We start from the raw sequence: 17,222 nt of genomic DNA, 5'->3' as shown, positions 1-17,222 counted from the left end.
CGCCCCCTCAATGGGTGCATTGTGGGCGTCTGCCTTGGGGAGGACATGGACCATGAAAAAGCGTGTTGCCTTGGTGCTGGGCTCCGGCGGAGCCCGGGGCTACGCCCATATCGGGGTGATCGAAGAGATCGAACGACGCGGCTACGACATCGCCTGTGTCGCCGGTTGTTCCATGGGCGCCGTGGTGGGTGGGATCTATGCCGCGGGCAAACTGGAGGAGTATCGAAACTGGATCGAAAGCCTCGACTACCTCGACGTGCTCCGCCTGGTGGATGTGAGTTTTCGCCTGGGGGCGATTCGTGGCGAGAAGGTCTTCGGACAAATCCGCAAGATCGTCGGTGAACTCAACATCGAAGAGCTGCGCATTCCCTACACGGCGGTCGCCACCGACCTCACCAATCAGCAGGAGATCTGGTTCCAGGAAGGCTGCCTGCACCAGGCCATGCGCGCCTCGGCGGCCATCCCCAGCCTGTTCACGCCGGTGATGCAGGGCAACCGCATGCTGGTAGACGGCGGCTTGCTCAACCCGTTACCCATCGTGCCGGTGGTGTCGAGCCACTGCGATTTGATCATCGCGGTCAACCTCAACGCCACCAACCAAAAGCACTATCACTTGCCGGTCATCCAGCGACCGCCGGCGTTCAAGAGCCGCTTCAACAGCCTGGCGAAGTCATTGGGCTCACACCTGCCGTTTCGCCGCAAACAGGCCGAGCAATTGATGAAGCTGGAGCAGGAGGCCTTGCAAGCTGAGGCGGCGGATATAAACCCCTGGCTGGAGTCGGCCGAGCCCGAATCCCAGCAACCTGCCGCCGCACCGGAAAAAGCAGGGGCGCCGAAGTCGGCGACCGGTTCATTCATCATTGATAACGTCGGGCCGGCGTCGCTGCTGGATTTGATCAACCAGAGTTTCGAGGTGATGCAGACGTCGTTGGCGCAGTACAAGATCGCCGGGTACCCGCCGGATGTGCTGATCAACGTGCCGAAGCGGGTGTGTCGGTTTTTCGAATTCTACAAGGCGCCGGAGTTGATCGCGTTGGGGCGGGAGATTGCCAGTGATACGTTGGATCGGTATGAGAGTGAGCAGCGCTGAGTGTTGTGGTGGTGCTGAAAGCCTTATCGCAGGCAAGCCAGCTCCCACATTCGACCGCGTTTATTCAGAGGGTACGCGGTCAAATGTGGGAGCTGGCTTGCCTGCGATAGCGCCGGGCCAGGCACCACACATCTAGGCACTCAACAACCGATACCCCACCCCCGCCTCGGTCACGATAAACCGTGGCTGCGTCGGATCATCCGCCAACTTCTGACGCAAATGCCCCACCACAATCCGCAAGTAGTGGCTGTCTTCGGTATGAGTCGGCCCCCAGATATCCTTGAGCAATTGCTGCTGGGTGATCACCCGACCTGGATGCCGCGCCAGTTGCGCCAGCACCGCGTATTCCTTGCGGGTGAGCGCCACTTCGACGCCGTCCAGCAGTACGCGGCGGTAGGCCAGGTCTACCGTCAGCGGGCCAAAACGCAAGGCCGCTTCCTGAGCCTCTCCCGCCGACGCTTGGCGCAGTAACGCACGCACGCGGGCGAGAAATTCCTGGATGCCAAACGGCTTGGTCACGTAGTCGTTGGCACCGCCGTCGAGGGCTTCGACTTTCTGCCCTTCGCTGGCCCGTACCGACAGCACCAGCACCGGCACCGTCGACCATTCGCGAAACTCGCGCAGCACTTGCTGGCCGTCCATGTCCGGCAGGCCAAGGTCGAGCACCAGCAGGTCCGGCTTGCTCAACGCCGCCTGCGCCAAGCCTTCATTGCCGGTGCCAGCCTCGATCACTTTATAGCCTTGGGAGGCCAGGCTGATGCGCAGGAATTTGCGGATCTGCGGTTCGTCATCAATGACCAAAATCGTCGAGGTCTGGCTCATGGTGTCCAATCATAATCCGTGAAGAAAACAGGGTAGCTCATGCCTCGCGCTCCAGGCCAGGCTGAGTCGGCAGTGGCAGGAACAGGGTGATACAGGTGCCGCGCCCGTCGATGCCATCGGCAACGCTGATATGCCCACCGTGGGCACCGACCATGCCTTGGCAGATCGCCAGGCCCAGGCCAGTGCCCTGCCCGCCTCGATCCCCGCGCGCGGCGGTGTAGAACATATCGAAAATCTTCGCACGCTCGTCTTCGGGAATGCCCGGCCCTTCGTCGGCCACCGCGAAAAACAGTTGGTTGTCGGACACGCCAGCACTCACGTGCAAACGCCCGTGGGCCGGTGAGAACCGCGCAGCGTTTTCCAGCACATTGACCAACGCTTGCTCGATCAACGCCGCGTGCACGTACAGCAACGGCAACTCCGCTGGCACATCGGCACGCACCTGCAACGGCGCCAACACCGCACGCAATCGCCCAAGAGCACTGCCAACGATATCGCCGGGTGACACCCAATCCCGCGCCAGCTTCAGGGCGCCGTGACCCAGGCGGGTCATGTCCAGCAGGTTCTGGATATAACGATCGAGGCGTTCGGCTTCATCGCGGGTGCCTTCCAGCAACTCACGACGGTCTTCCAACGGGATGGCTTCACCCAAGGCCAGCAAGCTGTCGATGCTGCCGCGCATGGCAGTCAACGGCGTGCGCAGATCGTGGGACACCGAGGCCAGCAAGGCGCTGCGCAGTTGCTCGGTTTCGCCGTGCAACCGGGCGGACTCCAGCTCTTGCGCCAGTTGCGCCCGCGCCAGCGCCTGGGCCAACGGTTGACTCAACGCAGTGAGTAGACGTCGCCGCTGCCCGCTCAACTCCAGGCCCGGTTTGGGACTGACACCGAGCAAGCCCAACGGGCCCTCTTCACCCGACAGCGGCCACCACCACCAACGTCCAAACGGCAGCGTGCCGGTGCCCATGCCGGCTGGCTGGTCGTGTTGCCAGGCCCAGTCGGCGGCGGCGCGCTCGGCTTCGGTGAGGGTCAGTGGCGCGCCGGTTTCAACCTTCCAGCCACCTTGGCCATTGCGATTGACCAGGCACAAATCCAGGTCGCTCCAGCCTTCCAGATGATGGGCTGCCGCACTGATCACCGCCTGGCGGTCGGTGGCGGCAGTGAGTTTGCGCGACAGGTCGAGCAGCTCGCTGGTTTCTTCCTGCGTGTCACGCAATGCCTGCAACTGCCGGCGTTGCCGCGCGGCGAGGTTGCCGGTGAGCGCGGCCATCAGCAGGAAGAACAGCAGCGTGAGCACGTCCTCTTCACGCTGGATGGCGAAGGAAAAGTTCGGCGGGATAAACAGGAAATCGTAAGTCAGGAATGACAGCGCAGCGCACACCAGGGAAGGCCCGAGGCTGCTGCGCACGGCCACCAGCAATACAGCTGCGAGAAACACCAGAGAGATGTTCGGCAACGGCAACACACTGGCCACGGCCCAGGCTAACGCGGCAGCCACCACCGTCGCCACCACCGCCAGCCCGTAGTCGAACCACACCAAGCCGCGTACATCGGGCATGCGCGGTGGTGCAGGGATGTCGTCGCTGTCTAGGACGTTGATTTCCAAACCACGAGCATTGCGCAACAGGCGCGCGGCAAGCCCACCCCCGAACAAACGCCGACGCCAGCGCATCCGCGACTGCCCCACCAACAGCAGGCTGGCGCGACGCTCGGCGGCGTGCTGGATCAGGGTCTTGGCCACCTCTCCCGCCCGCAACAAAACAACCTCGCCCCCCAAACGCTCAGCCAGTTGCTGGGCATTTTGCAGGCGCAGGCGCGATTGCTCATCCCGTGCGCGGCCGTTGTCGATATGCACCAGGCTCCAGGGTAAATGCCGACGCTGGGCGACGCGACTGGCATGCCGCACCAGGCGTTCGGCCTGCGCATCGCCATCCACGCCCACCAGCAGGCGACCGCGCACCGCCGGCGCTGCCTGGCCGAGTTGGCGATAGCCTTGGGCCAAATCGTCATCAACGTGGGCGGCGGCGGTTTGCATGGCCAGCTCGCGCAGGGCCATCAGGTTGGTCTGGGTGAAGAAGGCATCGATGGCCGCGCGGGCCTGCTCAGGCACGTAGACCTTGCCGTCGCGCAGGCGCTCCAATAATTCGCGAGACGGCAGGTCGATCAGCAGCAGTTCGTCGGCCTCTTGCAGCACCCAGTCCGGCAGGGTTTCGCGGACCAGCACACCGGTGATGCCGCGCACCTGGTCGTTGAGGCTTTCCAGGTGCTGGACGTTGACCGTGGTGAACACGTTGATACCGGCGGCGAGCAATTCCTGAATATCTTGCCAGCGCTTTTCATGACGACTGCCGGGGGCGTTGCTGTGGGCCAGTTCGTCCACCAGCACCAGCTTGGGCTTGGCGGCGAGCAGGCCGTCGAGGTCCATTTCTTCAAGCATGACGCCACGGTATTCACTGCGCAGCAATGGCTGTTGCGGCAGGCCACTGAGCAAGGCTTCGGTCTCGGCGCGGCCGTGGGTTTCGACCACACCGGCGATCAGGCGCACGCCCTGGCGTAACTGCGTGTGGGCGGCCTGCAGCATGGCGTAGGTCTTGCCCACGCCGGGTGCGGCGCCGAGGAAGACCTTGAGCCGGCCGCGGCCGTCCCGGGGCAGGTCGGCTAGGAGGGCGTCGGCGCGGCCGGAGTCGCTCATGCTGGGGAGTTCCTTCAGGTAGTAAAGTTCACTGAAGATCCAATGTGGGAGCGGGCTTGCTCGCGAAAGCGGTCTGCCAGTGACGGAAGTACTGGCAGATATGCCGTCTTCACGAGCAAGCCCGCTCCCACAGGGGTTCAGAGTTTTTCCAGGGCCATATTCAGCGCCAGCACGTTCACTACCGGCGGGCCCACCAACGGGCTTTCTATGTGCTCATCCAGCAACCGTTGCAAGGTCGACACCGGTACATTCCGCGCTGCTGCCACCCGTGCCAGTTGATAGGCAATCGCCTGCGGTGGCAAGTGTGGATCAAGACCGCTGCCAGAGGTAGTCAGCGACACCAAAGGCACTGGCCCCTGGCCAGGTACAAGTTGTTTGTTCGCGTCGTCGAAAATGCGCGTCGCCAGTGCCGGGTTGCTTGGGCCCAGGTTACTGGCGCTGCTGGAAACCGTAGCAAATGCGCCCGCCGAAGGACGCGGATGAAACCAGTTGTCACCGGTAAAATCCTGGGCGATCAGGCTGGAACCGCGCACCTTGCCGCTGTCATCGCGCACCAGGCTGCCATTGGCCTGGTCGGGAAAGGCGACTTGGGCGACGCCGGTCACCACCAAGGGGTAGGCGACGCCGGTGACCAGGGTCATGAGGACCAGCAGGCTCAGCGCTGGACGGATTATGTTGGACATTTCAAATTCCTCTATTGCGTGGAATACGTACTTGTAGTGAGCGGGCTTGTCCCGCGCTGGGGGCAAAGCCGCCCTAAAACCAGACACCTCGGTCTTCCTGAAACACCGCGGCGTCCTGATTAGGGCGGCTTCGCCACCCAGCGCGGGCGGTGCGACGATTCGACGAGCCCGCTCACTACGGGTTACACCAGGTGGAGTGCGGTCAGCAGCATGTCGATGGCCTTGATGCCTACGAACGGCACCAGAATCCCACCCAGCCCGTAGATCAGCAGGTTGCGACGCAGCAACGCCGCCGCACTCGCCGCCTGCACCCGTACACCGCGCAGCGCCAGGGGAATCAGCACCACGATGATCAGGGCGTTGAACACGATGGCCGAGAGAATCGCGCTTTGCGGGCTCTGCAGGTGCATCACGTTGAGCACGCCCAGTTGCGGGTAGATCGAGGCGAACAGCGCCGGCAGGATCGCGAAGTACTTGGCCACGTCGTTGGCGATGGAGAAGGTGGTAAGTGCGCCACGGGTCACCAGCAATTCCTTGCCGATCTGCACCACGTCCAGCAGCTTGGTCGGGTCGCTGTCGAGGTCGACCATGTTGGCGGCTTCGCGAGCGGCTTGGGTGCCGTCGTTCATCGCCATGCCAACGTCAGCTTGGGCCAAGGCCGGGGCATCGTTGGCGCCGTCGCCACACATGGCAACCAGGCGACCGTCGTTCTGCTCGTGACGAATGCGCGCGAGTTTTTTCTCCGGCGTGGCTTCGGCCAATACGTCGTCCACGCCTGCTTCAGCAGCAATTGCGGCAGCGGTCAGAGGGTTGTCGCCGGTGACCATCACGGTACGAATGCCCAGCTTGCGCAGTTCGGCGAAACGTTCGCGGATACCGGGTTTGACCACGTCCTTGAGGTGGATTGCACCGAGCAACTTACCGTCGGCGCACACCAGCAACGGGGTGCCGCCGCTTTGGGCGATCTTGTCGATCTCCCGCGACAACGCAGGTTGCAAGTCACGACGTTGTTGGCCGATGAAAGCGAGCAGCGAGTCCACCGCGCCTTTACGGAATACACGGCCCTGGTAGTCGACACCGGACAAACGGGTTTCGGCACTAAAGGGCACCGAGGTCAGTTGGTCCAGCGACGGCTCGGCTTGCGGGTGCAAGGCACGCAGGTATTCGACGATGGATTTGCCTTCTGCAGTGTCGTCCGCCAGCGACGCCAACAGGGCGCCTTCGGCCAAGTCACGGCCACTGACGCCAGGCGCTGCGATGACTGCTGCACAGCGACGATTACCAAAGGTGATGGTGCCGGTTTTATCCAACAGCAACACATGTACGTCACCTGCTGCTTCCACGGCACGCCCGGATTTGGCGATCACGTTGAGACGCACCAGGCGGTCCATGCCAGCGATACCGATGGCTGACAACAAGCCGCCGATGGTGGTAGGAATCAGCGTCACCAGCAGTGCGACCAGGAACACCAGCGGCAAGTTGCCATTGGCAAAGTGGGCGAACGGCTGCAGGGTCACCACCACCAGCAGGAAGATCAGCGTCAAGCCGATCAGCAGGATATCCAGCGCCACTTCGTTGGGGGTTTTCTGGCGTTTGGCGCCTTCTACCAGGGCGATCATGCGGTCGAGCGTGGACTCACCGGGGTTGACGGTAATACGCACCAACAACCAGTCCGACACCAGACGGGTGTTGCCGGTGACAGCCGAACGATCACCGCCAGATTCACGGATAACCGGCGCGGATTCACCGGTGATCGCCGCTTCGTTGACCGCCGCGATACCTTCGATGACCTCGCCGTCACCGGGGATCATTTCCCCGGCGGCGACGCGCACCACATCACCTTTGCGCAAGCTAGTAGCTGGCACGACCTTGAAGCTGCCATCCGCCTCTTTGCGCCGTGCACTCAGGCCTTCGCTGCCAGCCTTGAGGCTGTCGGCGCGAGCCTTGCCACGCCCTTCGGCCAAGGCTTCGGCGAAGTTGGCGAACAGCACGGTGAACCACAGCCACACGGCGATCTGCACGGCGACGTAGGTCGGTACAGTGGTTTCCGGCACAAAGCACAGCACGGTGGTGAGGATGGCGGTCAATTCGACCACCAGCATGACCGGCGAGCGTTGTAGCTGGCGCGGATCCAGCTTGACGAACGCCTGGACCAGCGCAGGGCGCCACAGCGCAGAGATGGCGGTTTTGGCAGGCTCCTGGGTGTGTACGGGAGCTGCGTTTTTAGCAGGCATATTCATTTTCATATCCCTTCTTTTAGAAGCCCATGCTCAGGTGTTCAGCGATAGGGCCCAACGCCAGCGTTGGCAGGAAAGTCAGGCCGCCTACCAGCAGAATGGTCACGGTCAACAGGGTCACGAACAGTGGGCCATGGGTGGGGAAGCTGTTCTGGCCAATCGGCGCGGTCTTCTTCATTGCCAGGCTGCCGGCCAGGGCCAGTACCGGAAGGATGTAGCCAAAGCGGCCGATCAACATGCCCAGGCCCAACATCAGGTTGTGGAACGCAGTGTTGGCACTGAAACCACCAAACGCAGAACCGTTGTTGGCACTGGCCGAGGTGTAGGCATAGAGCAACTGGCTGAAACCATGGGGGCCGGGGTTACTGATGGCACCTGCCGGACCCGGCAAGCTGGCGGCGATGGCCCCCAGAACCAAAGTGCCCACCGGCATCACCAGCAAGGTCACCACCAGTAATTGCACTTCTTTCGCCTGGAGTTTCTTGCCCAGGTATTCCGGCGTACGGCCAATCATCAACCCGGCGAGGAACACTGCGATCAACACGTTCAGCAGCATGCCGTACATGCCGGCGCCCACACCGCCGAAGATCACTTCGCCGACCATCATGTTGACCAGCGCCACCATGCCACTGAGGGGGTTGAGGCTGTCCTGCATGCCGTTGACCGAACCGTTGGACGCCGCCGTCGTGGTCACCGACCAGAGCACCGTGCCGGTAGTACCGAAGCGTGCTTCCTTACCTTCCAACGGCGCGGTTTGTTCGACGGCCGGGTTATTCAGCGTCGGGTTGGGCTGATACTCGGCCCACAGCGAGGTCGCACCGCCGATCAGGAACAGCGCCAGCATGCAACCGAGGATCGCGCGGCTCTGACGCAGGTCTTTAACGTAGTGGCCAAAGGTGAACACCAGTGCTACCGGGATCAGGATGATCGCCGCCAACTCAAACAGGTTGGCCCAGGCTGTCGGGTCTTCAAACGGGTGCGCCGAGTTGACGCCAAAGAAGCCGCCACCGTTGGTGCCCAATTGCTTGATCGCAATCTGGCTGGCTGCCGGGCCCAAGGGGATCACCTGATCCACACCTTGCATCGTCACGGCATCGACGTAATGCGCGAAGGTCTGTGGCACGCCCTGCCAGACCAGAAACAACGCCAGCACCAGGCACAACGGCAGCAAGCCATAGAGCGTGGCGCGGGTCATATCGACCCAGAAGTTGCCCAACGTCTTGGTGGATTTGCGACCAATCCCACGGCACAAAGCGACCAGGACAGCGAGGCCGGTGGCAGCACTGACGAAGTTCTGCACGGTCAGTCCCGCCATCTGGCTGAGGTAGCTGAGGGATGCCTCACCGCTGTAGGACTGCCAGTTGGTGTTGGTCATGAAACTGACTGCGGTGTTGAAGGCCAGTGTCCATTCCTGTCCCGGCAATTTCTGCGGGTTGAGTGGGAGATAGTCCTGGAACAGCAGTATCGCGAACAGCAGCACGAAACCGGCAAGGTTGAATGCCAGCAGCGCCAAGGTGTACTTCTGCCAGCTCTGCTCTTCATGCGCGTCAACACCGGACAGGCGATAACAGGCATTTTCGACAGGCCCCAGAACTGGACTCAGCCACGTGCGCTGGCCCTCCATCACCTTGTAGTAGAACCGCCCCAGGAACGGCGCGGGCACCAACACTAGGGCAAAGAAGGCAATGATCAGCCAATAGTCATAACTGTGCATGGCCCGCTCCTAGTTCTGATCCGCGCGTAACAGCGCAACCAGCAGATAAATGAACAGCGCCACGGCCAATAGCAGTGACACCCCGTCCAGAACGCTCATGGAAGTCTCTCCGTTTAGCGGCGTATTGCCGCGTGTAGGGCAATTGTCCGCAGGAGTGGCGTAAAGGAACGAGAGCGAGGGAATGGCTGGGGCGTAAAGACGGCGTAAAGAGTGGGTTTATACGGGGTTTACAGGGTTATTTTGGTGGGTGGGAGGGCCCCACACTCGACAGCGCTTCAATAGGAAATACACGGTCCAATGTGGGAACGGGCTTGCCCGCGATGACTGCAGCCCAGACAGCACCGCACTTATCTGGTGCAATGACGGAAACTTTCAAACGCCAAACCGTCTCTTTGGCGACAATTACGCCGTTTTACGACACAGATGTCCGGCATGGCATGCCCACTGCAACACCTTGAATCATTCCAACCGGTTCAGGGAGAGCAACACATGAACACACAACTCAAACCCACCCTAGGCACCCTGCATCTATGGGGCATTGCCGTAGGCTTGGTGATCTCCGGGGAATACTTCGGCTGGAGCTACGGCTGGGGCGTCGCCGGGACCCTGGGCTTCCTGGTGACCTCGCTGATGGTCGCCGCGATGTACACCTGCTTTATCTTCAGTTTCACCGAGCTGACCACCGCCATTCCTCACGCAGGCGGGCCATTTGCCTACAGCCGTCGAGCGTTTGGTGAGAAAGGTGGCTTGATTGCCGGCCTTGCGACCCTGATCGAATTCGTCTTCGCACCGCCAGCCATTGCCTTGGCCATCGGCGCTTACCTGAATGTGCAATTCCCGGCGCTGGACCCGAAGCATGCGGCAGTCGGCGCCTACATCGTGTTCATGGGCCTGAACATCCTCGGTGTGAAACTCGCCGCCACGTTTGAGCTGGTAGTGTGCGTACTGGCCGTCGCCGAACTGCTGGTGTTCATGGGCGTGGTCGCCCCAGCATTCAGCTTCAGCAATTTCGCCCTCAATGGCTGGGCCGGCTCCGACACCTTCGGCGCCCCCGCGATTGCCGGCATGTTTGCCGCGATTCCCTTCGCCATCTGGTTCTTCCTCGCCATCGAAGGCGCAGCCATGGCCGCCGAAGAAGCGAAAGATCCCAAACGCACCATTCCAAAAGCCTACATCAGCGGCATCCTCACCCTGGTGGTCCTGGCCATGGGCGTAATGTTCTTCGCCGGCGGCGTGGGCGACTGGCGCACCCTGTCCAACATCAACGACCCACTGCCACAAGCCATGAAAACCGTCGTAGGCGACAGCTCCGGCTGGTTGCACATGCTGGTGTGGATCGGCCTGTTCGGCCTGGTAGCCAGTTTCCACGGCATCATCCTCGGCTACTCGCGCCAGTTCTTCGCCCTCGCCCGCGCCGGTTACCTGCCCTCCTTCCTCGCCAAACTGTCGCGTTTCCAGACACCCCATCGAGCAATCATTGCCGGCGGCGTGGTCGGCATCGCCGCCATCTACAGCGATGGCCTGATCAACCTGGGCGGCATGACACTGACCGCAGCGATGATCACCATGGCAGTGTTCGGCGCCATCGTGATGTACATCATGAGCATGCTCAGCCTGTTTAAACTGCGTAAGACCGAGCCCCTGCTGGAGCGGACCTTTCGTGCACCGGGTTACCCGATCGTGCCGGGTATTGCGCTGGTACTGGCGGTGGTGTGCCTGGTGGCAATGGCATGGTTCAACGCGCTGATCGGGTTGATCTTCCTGGGCTTTATGGCGGTGGGGTTTGCGTACTTCCAGATGACTGCGCAAGACCGTGCGGATGCGCCGGCGGATGTGATGTTGACTGGGCTTTGACCTACTTGGGGCAGAACGGGCCTACACTGAACTAGTCAGAAAGTCCGTTACTCAAAGCAGTTATTACCGTGGGAAAATTCTCCCACGGCAATCTGCCTCAAGGAGAGCCTTATGCCGTGGTATGCGTGGTTGATTTTAGTGGTAGCGATCGGGTCGATCGTCGGTGGGCTGCTCATGCTGCGTGACAGCGCCAACAAGGTCGAACTCACCGACGAACAACGCAAACGCGTGGCCGAACGCAACGCCCAGGCGGACGCCAAGGACGCGCAGGATCGCTAATCCGCATTCGTGCTTATTGTAGTGAGCGGGCTTGCCCCGCGCAGGGCGGCGAAGCAGCCCCCTTATCCGCCCTACTCCCAATCCGCCTTGGCAATTTGCAATCCGTGCTGCCCCTTGTAGGCAGCACGTTCCGGCTGACTCCAGCCGCCCAGTAGCGCCTCCTCCAACCTATAAATCTCGACCCCCAACGGACGACACACCGTCAGCGGGTCCTGTGCATCCGGCCCCCACATCGGCAGCGACAAATCCCCACCTGGGCAGGTCGACAACGCACACAGCAAATCAATCTCGGCAAAAAACTCCAGGTAGTCGCCCTTCTGCGCCGGACAAGCCTTCATGAAGTACATGTCGTCATGATTGAGGCCCGTGCACTGGAAAATATTCAACACGTCATGCACGTCAAATTCTGTCAGCCCGTGAGGTAATACCGCACGGGTCAGGTTCGAATGGCAATGATGATGGAAGTCCTCGCCAGTGAGCATGCGATTCACATACGGATCGCAGCGCGTGCCTAGCAAATCGTGCAGCCGCCCACCGTGCTCATCGATACCGTAGCCCGCCAGACTGTCATCGGTGATCGTCACCAAAGGCCGCAGGAACGGCAGGTTCGACCAAAGCCGATCATGGGTGCTGACATGAGCGCCCTGTAGCTGACGGGTACGCGCCGCCCAAAGCCGTTCGCGAGGGTCGTTGGCGTTCCACACATTGAAGTCGCCCACCTGCGGGCCCACTGGCGTAGTCACACGAAACACATGCCCCGCCGGCACCTTCCACGCCCTGCCCGTACGGATGGGTACCTCAAACTGCTCGATCAGCGTGCGCTGCTCCTTTCGATCACGGATACGCTCATAAAACGCCGTGTCTACCTGTAACGCTGAACCTTTACTGACCTGATAAGCGGCCGGATAGTCTTTGTACATGATGCGCATCCTCCATCAGGGGGTGGAAAACAGGGCCAACGACAGGCGTTCCGAATCATCCAGGTACAAGCTCATCGCCTCCCCTGCCGCTGGCTTGTCCTTCTGGACCAATAGTTGATAAATCTCGCGGTCACGCTCCAGCCAAGGCGACTGGAAACGCTGCTCATCAGGCGCAGCGCAAAACACCAGGCGCAGCTGGGCGATGACCTGGGCAAAAAACTCGTCGAACAGTGGGCTACGCATCAAGCCCACAATCAGTTGGTGGAATACCAAACTGTGAGTAGCTACAGCACGCCAGTCTTCGCGCTCCCTTGCCAGAGTGGTGGCTTCGATGGCGTTTAACATGCGCTCGGACTGATCCTCAGTGAGCGAGCGGCTCTGGGCGATGGCCTGCAGCTCCAACGTGCGACGGACCACAAATAGATCACGCACTTCTGAGCGCTCAAGACGCCGGACCATCACGCCTTTGTTGCGCACATAACGGGTCAATCCCTCCTGCCCTAAACGGTGCAGTGCCTCGCGAATCGTATTACGCGACGCGTTGTAAGCTTTGACCAACTCCACTTCCACCAACGCCATCCCCGGCAGCAGCCGCCCACCAATAATGTCGGCACGCAATTCCAGGGCAATCTGGTCGGCTAAGGACATGCTAAGCGTCATCACGGCCTCACGATTGTTGAACAATACCTAAAGCAGACGTAATCATTTTTCATGCCAATACAACGCGGTATTGTCGTGATGTTTAAAAAGGTCCACCTTCGTTAGAATGCCGCTACGTCCCCGAGGCATCCCAATGCGTTATTCACAAGACCATAAAGCCCAGACCCACCAACGCATCATCAAGGAAGCTTCCGTTCGCTTTCGCCGCGATGGTATTGGTGCCACGGGGCTACAGCCATTGATGAAAGCACTGAACCTGACACACGGCGGGTTTTACGCGCATTTCGCCTCTAAGGACGAATTGGTGGAAAAAGCGCTGCAGGCTGCTGCTGCCGAGTTGGATGCCCATTGCGAGATGCTCTTCAGCCAAGAAAGGCCACTGGAAGCGTTTATCGACAGCTACCTGTCGGAATGGCACCACACGTCCCCAGGTGAAGGATGCCCGCTGCCGACCATGTCATCTGAACTAGGGCTAAGAGGCCAGCAAAGCGCAACGACCGATGCGGTACTTGGCGCAAGGCTCAAGCAAATAGAAGCAGCACTGGCGGATGGACGAGGCGATACCCAGGGATTGCTGATGATGTCGACACTGGTTGGAGCGCTGGTGCTGGCCCGAAGTGTCGAAAATCCGGCCCTGGCGGCGCGAATCATGGATGTGGTCCGTGAAAGCTTGAAAGCGCAGATATGTGAGCCCGAGGATTAAAAAAGGCCGGTCAATGACCGGCCCTCCTGATATGTGTTAGTTGATTTCCAGCCTCTCGCGATTCTTCTCCAACAACGCCTTGCCGATCCCCTTTACCTCCAACAACTCATCCACCGCCGTGAACGGGCCATTGCTTTCACGGTAGGCGATGATCGCCTTGGCTTTCGCCGCGCCGATGCCAAAGAGGTCACGGCGTAAGGTTTCGGCGTCGGCGGCGTTGAGGTTGACCTTGGCGGGTTGCTCGGTTTTGGAGAGTTGGGCGGTGATGGGGGTTGGGGCTTCTGGTTTGATGGAGGGGGCTGCGGTGGTGGTGAGGGAGAGAGTGGTGAGGAAGGCGAAGATTAGGGAGGTTAGGTAGGGGGTTTGCATTTGACGCTCCTTGGGATCGGTAGGTGAAAAAGCAGCTTTTCCGAAGCTGCTTTTCAAACTTAGGCGATGTTGGGGATTCGTCAAAAGTGCTTGAGTAACAGGGTGTTAAATCAGGGGTCCAGGCGACGCTGTTGATAGATCCAATCGACGATTTCGCCGTCAGGGGAGTAGCCGCTGACGGTGTCGCGAAGGAGTTGGCGGACCCGGGTGTAGTCGTCTTGGTCCACGGCGGCTAGTAGCTCGGTTAGCTTGCCCTTAAGCACTTCCCACGAGAGATGGTCTTCGTTTGCACTCATGATCATTGGGTGCTGGGTGGCGACGACGTTGTCGCCGATTAGCAACTCTTCGTAAAGCTTTTCGCCGGGACGCAGACCAGTGAATTCGATGGCGATGTCGCCATGAAGATTTTTGTCCGAACGCACACTGAATCCTGATAGATGAATCATCTTTTCAGCCAGTTCAGCGATCTTTACCGGTTCCCCCATATCCAAAACAAATACATCGCCGCCCAACCCCATCGAACCCGCTTGGATAACCAACTGTGCGGCTTCAGGGATAGTCATAAAGTATCGGGTGATTTTCGGGTGAGTAACCGTCAACGGACCACCAGATTTGATCTGCTTATGGAACAGTGGAATGACTGAACCCGAGGAGCCCAATACGTTGCCGAAGCGGACCATTGTGAAGCGGGTTTTGTTGACGTGTGAAACCTTGGCTCTGTCACCAAACAAAACGGGGGCCAACTCACGACTGAGCGCCTGCAACGTAAGCTCAGCCAAGCGCTTGGTGCTGCCCATCACATTGGTCGGGCGTACTGCTTTATCTGTGGAAATCAGGACGAAATTGGCAACCCCAGCTTGAAGGGCAGCCTGTGCGGTGCTAAGCGTTCCAATGACATTATTCAGCACGCCTTCGGCAATATTGTGCTCAACCATCGGTACATGTTTATAAGCTGCGGCATGATAGACCGTGTCGATGTGCCAGGTTTTCATGACGTCCAACAGCTTAGACTGATTACGGACCGAGCCCAGAATTGGCAAGACCTTGATCGCCAATGACTCACGCAAAACCCGTTGTTCAAGCTCAGAAAGAATGCTGTAAAGGTTAAATTCGCTGTGTTCAAACAGCAAAAGGGTCGTGGGCTTTAGAGACAAGATCTGCCGACATAATTCAGAGCCGATAGAACCGCCAGCACCAGTAACCAAAACACTCTTCCCTGCTATGCAGTGCTCAAGTAAGTCCGCCTGAGCAGGGACCGTGTCACGCCCTAGCAAATCCGCAATATCGACTTCTTGGATATCATCAACCTTGACCCGCCCGCTGGCCAAATCCATGAAGCCTGGAACACTCCGCACGTGAAGAGGAAATCCCTCAAGAAAACCGAGGATTTCACGACGTCTGCCGCGATTTGAGGACGGAATCGCAAGCAATATTTCCTCGGCACCCGTCACATCGATCATGCGTTGAATGTGTTTGGGTTTATATACCTGAAGTCCCGAGATAACGTGGTCAGAAATACTCGCGTCGTCGTCAATAAATGCCACTGGCCGCATCACGCGTCCCATCCGCAAAGCAGCAACCAATTGATTACCCGCAGCACCAGCACCGTAGATGGCAACTTTAGGCAGGCCATTTTCACGACTGGTGAACGGTACGTGTTGCGCCGCAGTGAACCAGTCGCCCAAAAAATACTGACGCATTGCCAGACGCAGACCGCCGATAGTAATAAGACTGAGCCACCAATAATTGAAAATAATAGAGCGTGGCACCACGTTCTGATGGTTGCTGTACCAGTAAACAACCAATGCCAATATCAAAGATGACAGGCTCACAGCCTTGATAATCGAGATCAACGCATCGTTACCAAAATAACGCATGACAGCGCGGTACATACCAAAACGGACAAACAGGGGAATGGCGATCAGCGGCGCGCAGATAAAGAGCCAGAAGTGCATACGGATAGGATTGATCATGTCGTCGATCCCTAAACGCACGAGAAAAGCCACCCAGAGTGCAGACCAAACCAGCACGACGTCAGTCAGTACCTGGATGAATCGTTTATACCGGCGAGGCAGGCCCAACAAATAGGTCCGTAACATATCCATAACTACCTCCGAACAAGCACCGCAATACAAAAAGCAAAATTACTAAATACACTGGCGAATTAATTCACAGGTTCGTTTTTCTCGACGGTGCCGGCATGAAACATCGTGGCCAATATGAGTAATGGAACATAAGCAATTATCACGCCCAGTAAACCATCCAGTCCAAGCAAGGCAACACACAGCGCAATGGGTAGCAGCCAAATCAGATTCACTAAACCGACAGCCAACGTAACAGGTAAGTGACGACCATACTTTCGGGACGCGTACTGATAGGCATGGCTCCTGTGGGCTTCATAGACCTTATCTCCCCGAACCAAGCGCCTGATCAGCGTAAAGGTGGCATCGACTATAAACACACCCATCAGAATCACCCAAACCCAAATGAGTGAAGGAGACACCCAGGCAGCTTGCAAGGAAAAAATCCCCAGCGTTACACCTAGAAAACCACTGCCTGCATCCCCCATGAAAATCTTCGCCGGAGGGAAGTTCCAATACAAAAAACCGGCGACCGCGAATGACAACAGCAACGGCGCCCAGGCCATAGAACCAAGCCCCATTAACGCGTAAATCAACGCAGCCCCCAAGCAGACGAAAATAGCCTCAATACTGGCTAGTCCGTCAATTCCATCCATGAAATTGTAGAGATTAAGCATCCAAACCAAATAGAGCATGGCCAGTACAGTGCCAATCCAGCCCATCTCAAATGTTGTACCCATGACAGCGAGGGGGGGCACTCCTCCCGTCCAAAAAAGCGCCCACACGGCGGCACTGAAATGCCCAAGCAACCGCCATCTTGCTGCGATATGACCATGATCATCCAGGAAACCCAATATCGCGATGCCGGCGCCGGCGCCTAAGAGTCCCCAGGTGAACGACCAAGATAAAAGCGAAAATATCGCGAGAAAGGGTAACAAGAACAAAAAACTCACCACGATCGCCACGCCACCACCACGAGGAGTGGGAACCGTGTGGGAACTGCGGGCGTTGGGTACATCTATCAGGCTTTTAGCGAGCGCGTATCGTCGTAGAGCACTTGTTAATAGCAGAGAAATACCACCTGTCACAATAAAAAAAACCCAGACCATCACTCAATACTC

At 59.0% G+C, this 17,222-nt stretch carries 15 protein-coding genes; 4 read left to right on the top strand and 11 right to left on the bottom strand.

Annotated elements, in window-relative coordinates:
• Positions 1–52: 52 nt before the first annotated feature.
• Positions 53–1,090, top strand: coding sequence for a patatin-like phospholipase family protein (locus CFE47_RS16560; protein WP_286838576.1), 1,038 nt, complete (start codon positions 53–55; stop codon positions 1,088–1,090).
• A 132-nt stretch (positions 1,091–1,222) separates the two neighbouring features.
• Here CFE47_RS16560 and CFE47_RS16555 read toward each other — a convergent pair whose 3' ends face one another.
• The 6 genes from CFE47_RS16555 to kdpF form a co-directional block, all read right to left on the bottom strand.
• Positions 1,223–1,912, bottom strand: a complete 690-nt coding sequence (locus CFE47_RS16555; RefSeq protein ID WP_185708767.1) for a response regulator — start codon at positions 1,910–1,912, stop codon at positions 1,223–1,225.
• A gap of 37 nt (positions 1,913–1,949) precedes the next feature.
• Positions 1,950–4,601 carry a DUF4118 domain-containing protein gene (locus CFE47_RS16550; RefSeq protein WP_286838575.1) on the bottom strand — a complete coding sequence of 884 codons (2,652 nt, stop codon included), beginning with the start codon at positions 4,599–4,601 and terminating at the stop codon, positions 1,950–1,952.
• Between the two features lie 137 nt (positions 4,602–4,738).
• Positions 4,739–5,284, bottom strand: coding sequence for a potassium-transporting ATPase subunit KdpC (gene kdpC, locus CFE47_RS16545; RefSeq protein ID WP_286838573.1), 546 nt, complete (start codon positions 5,282–5,284; stop codon positions 4,739–4,741).
• A 182-nt stretch (positions 5,285–5,466) separates the two neighbouring features.
• Complete coding sequence (gene kdpB / locus CFE47_RS16540) at positions 5,467–7,524, bottom strand: potassium-transporting ATPase subunit KdpB (protein ID WP_502695492.1); 2,058 nt, start codon at positions 7,522–7,524, stop codon at positions 5,467–5,469.
• A 16-nt stretch (positions 7,525–7,540) separates the two neighbouring features.
• Complete coding sequence (gene kdpA / locus CFE47_RS16535) at positions 7,541–9,235, bottom strand: potassium-transporting ATPase subunit KdpA (RefSeq protein WP_286838569.1); 1,695 nt, start codon at positions 9,233–9,235, stop codon at positions 7,541–7,543.
• A gap of 9 nt (positions 9,236–9,244) precedes the next feature.
• Positions 9,245–9,334 carry a K(+)-transporting ATPase subunit F gene (kdpF, locus tag CFE47_RS16530; RefSeq protein ID WP_286838567.1) on the bottom strand — a complete coding sequence of 30 codons (90 nt, stop codon included), beginning with the start codon at positions 9,332–9,334 and terminating at the stop codon, positions 9,245–9,247.
• A gap of 390 nt (positions 9,335–9,724) precedes the next feature.
• Here kdpF and eat point away from each other — a divergent pair, with 390 nt between their 5' ends.
• Complete coding sequence (gene eat / locus CFE47_RS16525; RefSeq protein WP_286838566.1) at positions 9,725–11,089, top strand: ethanolamine permease; 1,365 nt, start codon at positions 9,725–9,727, stop codon at positions 11,087–11,089.
• 111 nt (positions 11,090–11,200) lie between these two features.
• The gene (locus tag CFE47_RS16520) at positions 11,201–11,368 is read left to right on the top strand and encodes a DUF2897 family protein (RefSeq protein WP_008437727.1); all 168 of its coding nucleotides are present in this window, start codon (positions 11,201–11,203) and stop codon (positions 11,366–11,368) included.
• A gap of 71 nt (positions 11,369–11,439) precedes the next feature.
• On the opposite strand, the gene CFE47_RS16515 is transcribed toward CFE47_RS16520, so the two are convergent.
• Positions 11,440–12,288, bottom strand: coding sequence for an urea carboxylase-associated family protein (locus tag CFE47_RS16515; protein WP_286838563.1), 849 nt, complete (start codon positions 12,286–12,288; stop codon positions 11,440–11,442).
• Between the two features lie 15 nt (positions 12,289–12,303).
• Complete coding sequence (locus CFE47_RS16510; protein WP_286838561.1) at positions 12,304–12,948, bottom strand: GntR family transcriptional regulator; 645 nt, start codon at positions 12,946–12,948, stop codon at positions 12,304–12,306.
• A gap of 133 nt (positions 12,949–13,081) precedes the next feature.
• On the opposite strand from CFE47_RS16510, the gene CFE47_RS16505 reads away from it, so the two are divergent.
• Positions 13,082–13,651, top strand: coding sequence for a TetR/AcrR family transcriptional regulator (locus CFE47_RS16505; RefSeq protein WP_286838560.1), 570 nt, complete (start codon positions 13,082–13,084; stop codon positions 13,649–13,651).
• Between the two features lie 36 nt (positions 13,652–13,687).
• Here CFE47_RS16505 and CFE47_RS16500 read toward each other — a convergent pair whose 3' ends face one another.
• From CFE47_RS16500 to CFE47_RS16490, 3 genes are all read right to left on the bottom strand, one after another.
• Positions 13,688–14,020 carry a ComEA family DNA-binding protein gene (locus CFE47_RS16500; protein ID WP_286838558.1) on the bottom strand — a complete coding sequence of 111 codons (333 nt, stop codon included), beginning with the start codon at positions 14,018–14,020 and terminating at the stop codon, positions 13,688–13,690.
• 110 nt (positions 14,021–14,130) lie between these two features.
• Positions 14,131–16,125 carry a polysaccharide biosynthesis protein gene (locus tag CFE47_RS16495; protein ID WP_286838556.1) on the bottom strand — a complete coding sequence of 665 codons (1,995 nt, stop codon included), beginning with the start codon at positions 16,123–16,125 and terminating at the stop codon, positions 14,131–14,133.
• Positions 16,126–16,184: 59 nt separating this feature from the next.
• The gene (locus CFE47_RS16490; RefSeq protein ID WP_286838782.1) at positions 16,185–17,210 is read right to left on the bottom strand and encodes an MraY family glycosyltransferase; all 1,026 of its coding nucleotides are present in this window, start codon (positions 17,208–17,210) and stop codon (positions 16,185–16,187) included.
• Positions 17,211–17,222: the final 12 nt, after the last annotated feature.

It is taken from the genome of Pseudomonas sp. PGPPP1, assembly GCF_002255865.1.
GTDB lineage: Bacteria > Pseudomonadota > Gammaproteobacteria > Pseudomonadales > Pseudomonadaceae > Aquipseudomonas > Aquipseudomonas cremoris.
This window is presented reverse-complemented; position numbering and strand designations above follow the sequence as displayed.

What these genes read in the sequence shown, in the direction of transcription:
- CFE47_RS16560 (WP_286838576.1), top strand. Translation starts at nt 53, where the DNA reads ATGAAAAAGCGTGTTGCCTTGGTGCTGGGCTCCGGCGGAGCCCGGGGC.
- CFE47_RS16555 (WP_185708767.1), bottom strand. Translation starts at nt 1,912, where the DNA reads ATGAGCCAGACCTCGACGATTTTGGTCATTGATGACGAACCGCAGATC.
- CFE47_RS16550 (WP_286838575.1), bottom strand. Translation starts at nt 4,601, where the DNA reads ATGAGCGACTCCGGCCGCGCCGACGCCCTCCTAGCCGACCTGCCCCGG.
- kdpC (WP_286838573.1), bottom strand. Translation starts at nt 5,284, where the DNA reads ATGTCCAACATAATCCGTCCAGCGCTGAGCCTGCTGGTCCTCATGACC.
- kdpB (WP_502695492.1), bottom strand. Translation starts at nt 7,524, where the DNA reads ATGAATATGCCTGCTAAAAACGCAGCTCCCGTACACACCCAGGAGCCT.
- kdpA (WP_286838569.1), bottom strand. Translation starts at nt 9,235, where the DNA reads ATGCACAGTTATGACTATTGGCTGATCATTGCCTTCTTTGCCCTAGTG.
- kdpF (WP_286838567.1), bottom strand. Translation starts at nt 9,334, where the DNA reads ATGAGCGTTCTGGACGGGGTGTCACTGCTATTGGCCGTGGCGCTGTTC.
- eat (WP_286838566.1), top strand. Translation starts at nt 9,725, where the DNA reads ATGAACACACAACTCAAACCCACCCTAGGCACCCTGCATCTATGGGGC.
- CFE47_RS16520 (WP_008437727.1), top strand. Translation starts at nt 11,201, where the DNA reads ATGCCGTGGTATGCGTGGTTGATTTTAGTGGTAGCGATCGGGTCGATC.
- CFE47_RS16515 (WP_286838563.1), bottom strand. Translation starts at nt 12,288, where the DNA reads ATGTACAAAGACTATCCGGCCGCTTATCAGGTCAGTAAAGGTTCAGCG.
- CFE47_RS16510 (WP_286838561.1), bottom strand. Translation starts at nt 12,948, where the DNA reads ATGACGCTTAGCATGTCCTTAGCCGACCAGATTGCCCTGGAATTGCGT.
- CFE47_RS16505 (WP_286838560.1), top strand. Translation starts at nt 13,082, where the DNA reads ATGCGTTATTCACAAGACCATAAAGCCCAGACCCACCAACGCATCATC.
- CFE47_RS16500 (WP_286838558.1), bottom strand. Translation starts at nt 14,020, where the DNA reads ATGCAAACCCCCTACCTAACCTCCCTAATCTTCGCCTTCCTCACCACT.
- CFE47_RS16495 (WP_286838556.1), bottom strand. Translation starts at nt 16,125, where the DNA reads ATGGATATGTTACGGACCTATTTGTTGGGCCTGCCTCGCCGGTATAAA.
- CFE47_RS16490 (WP_286838782.1), bottom strand. Translation starts at nt 17,210, where the DNA reads ATGGTCTGGGTTTTTTTTATTGTGACAGGTGGTATTTCTCTGCTATTA.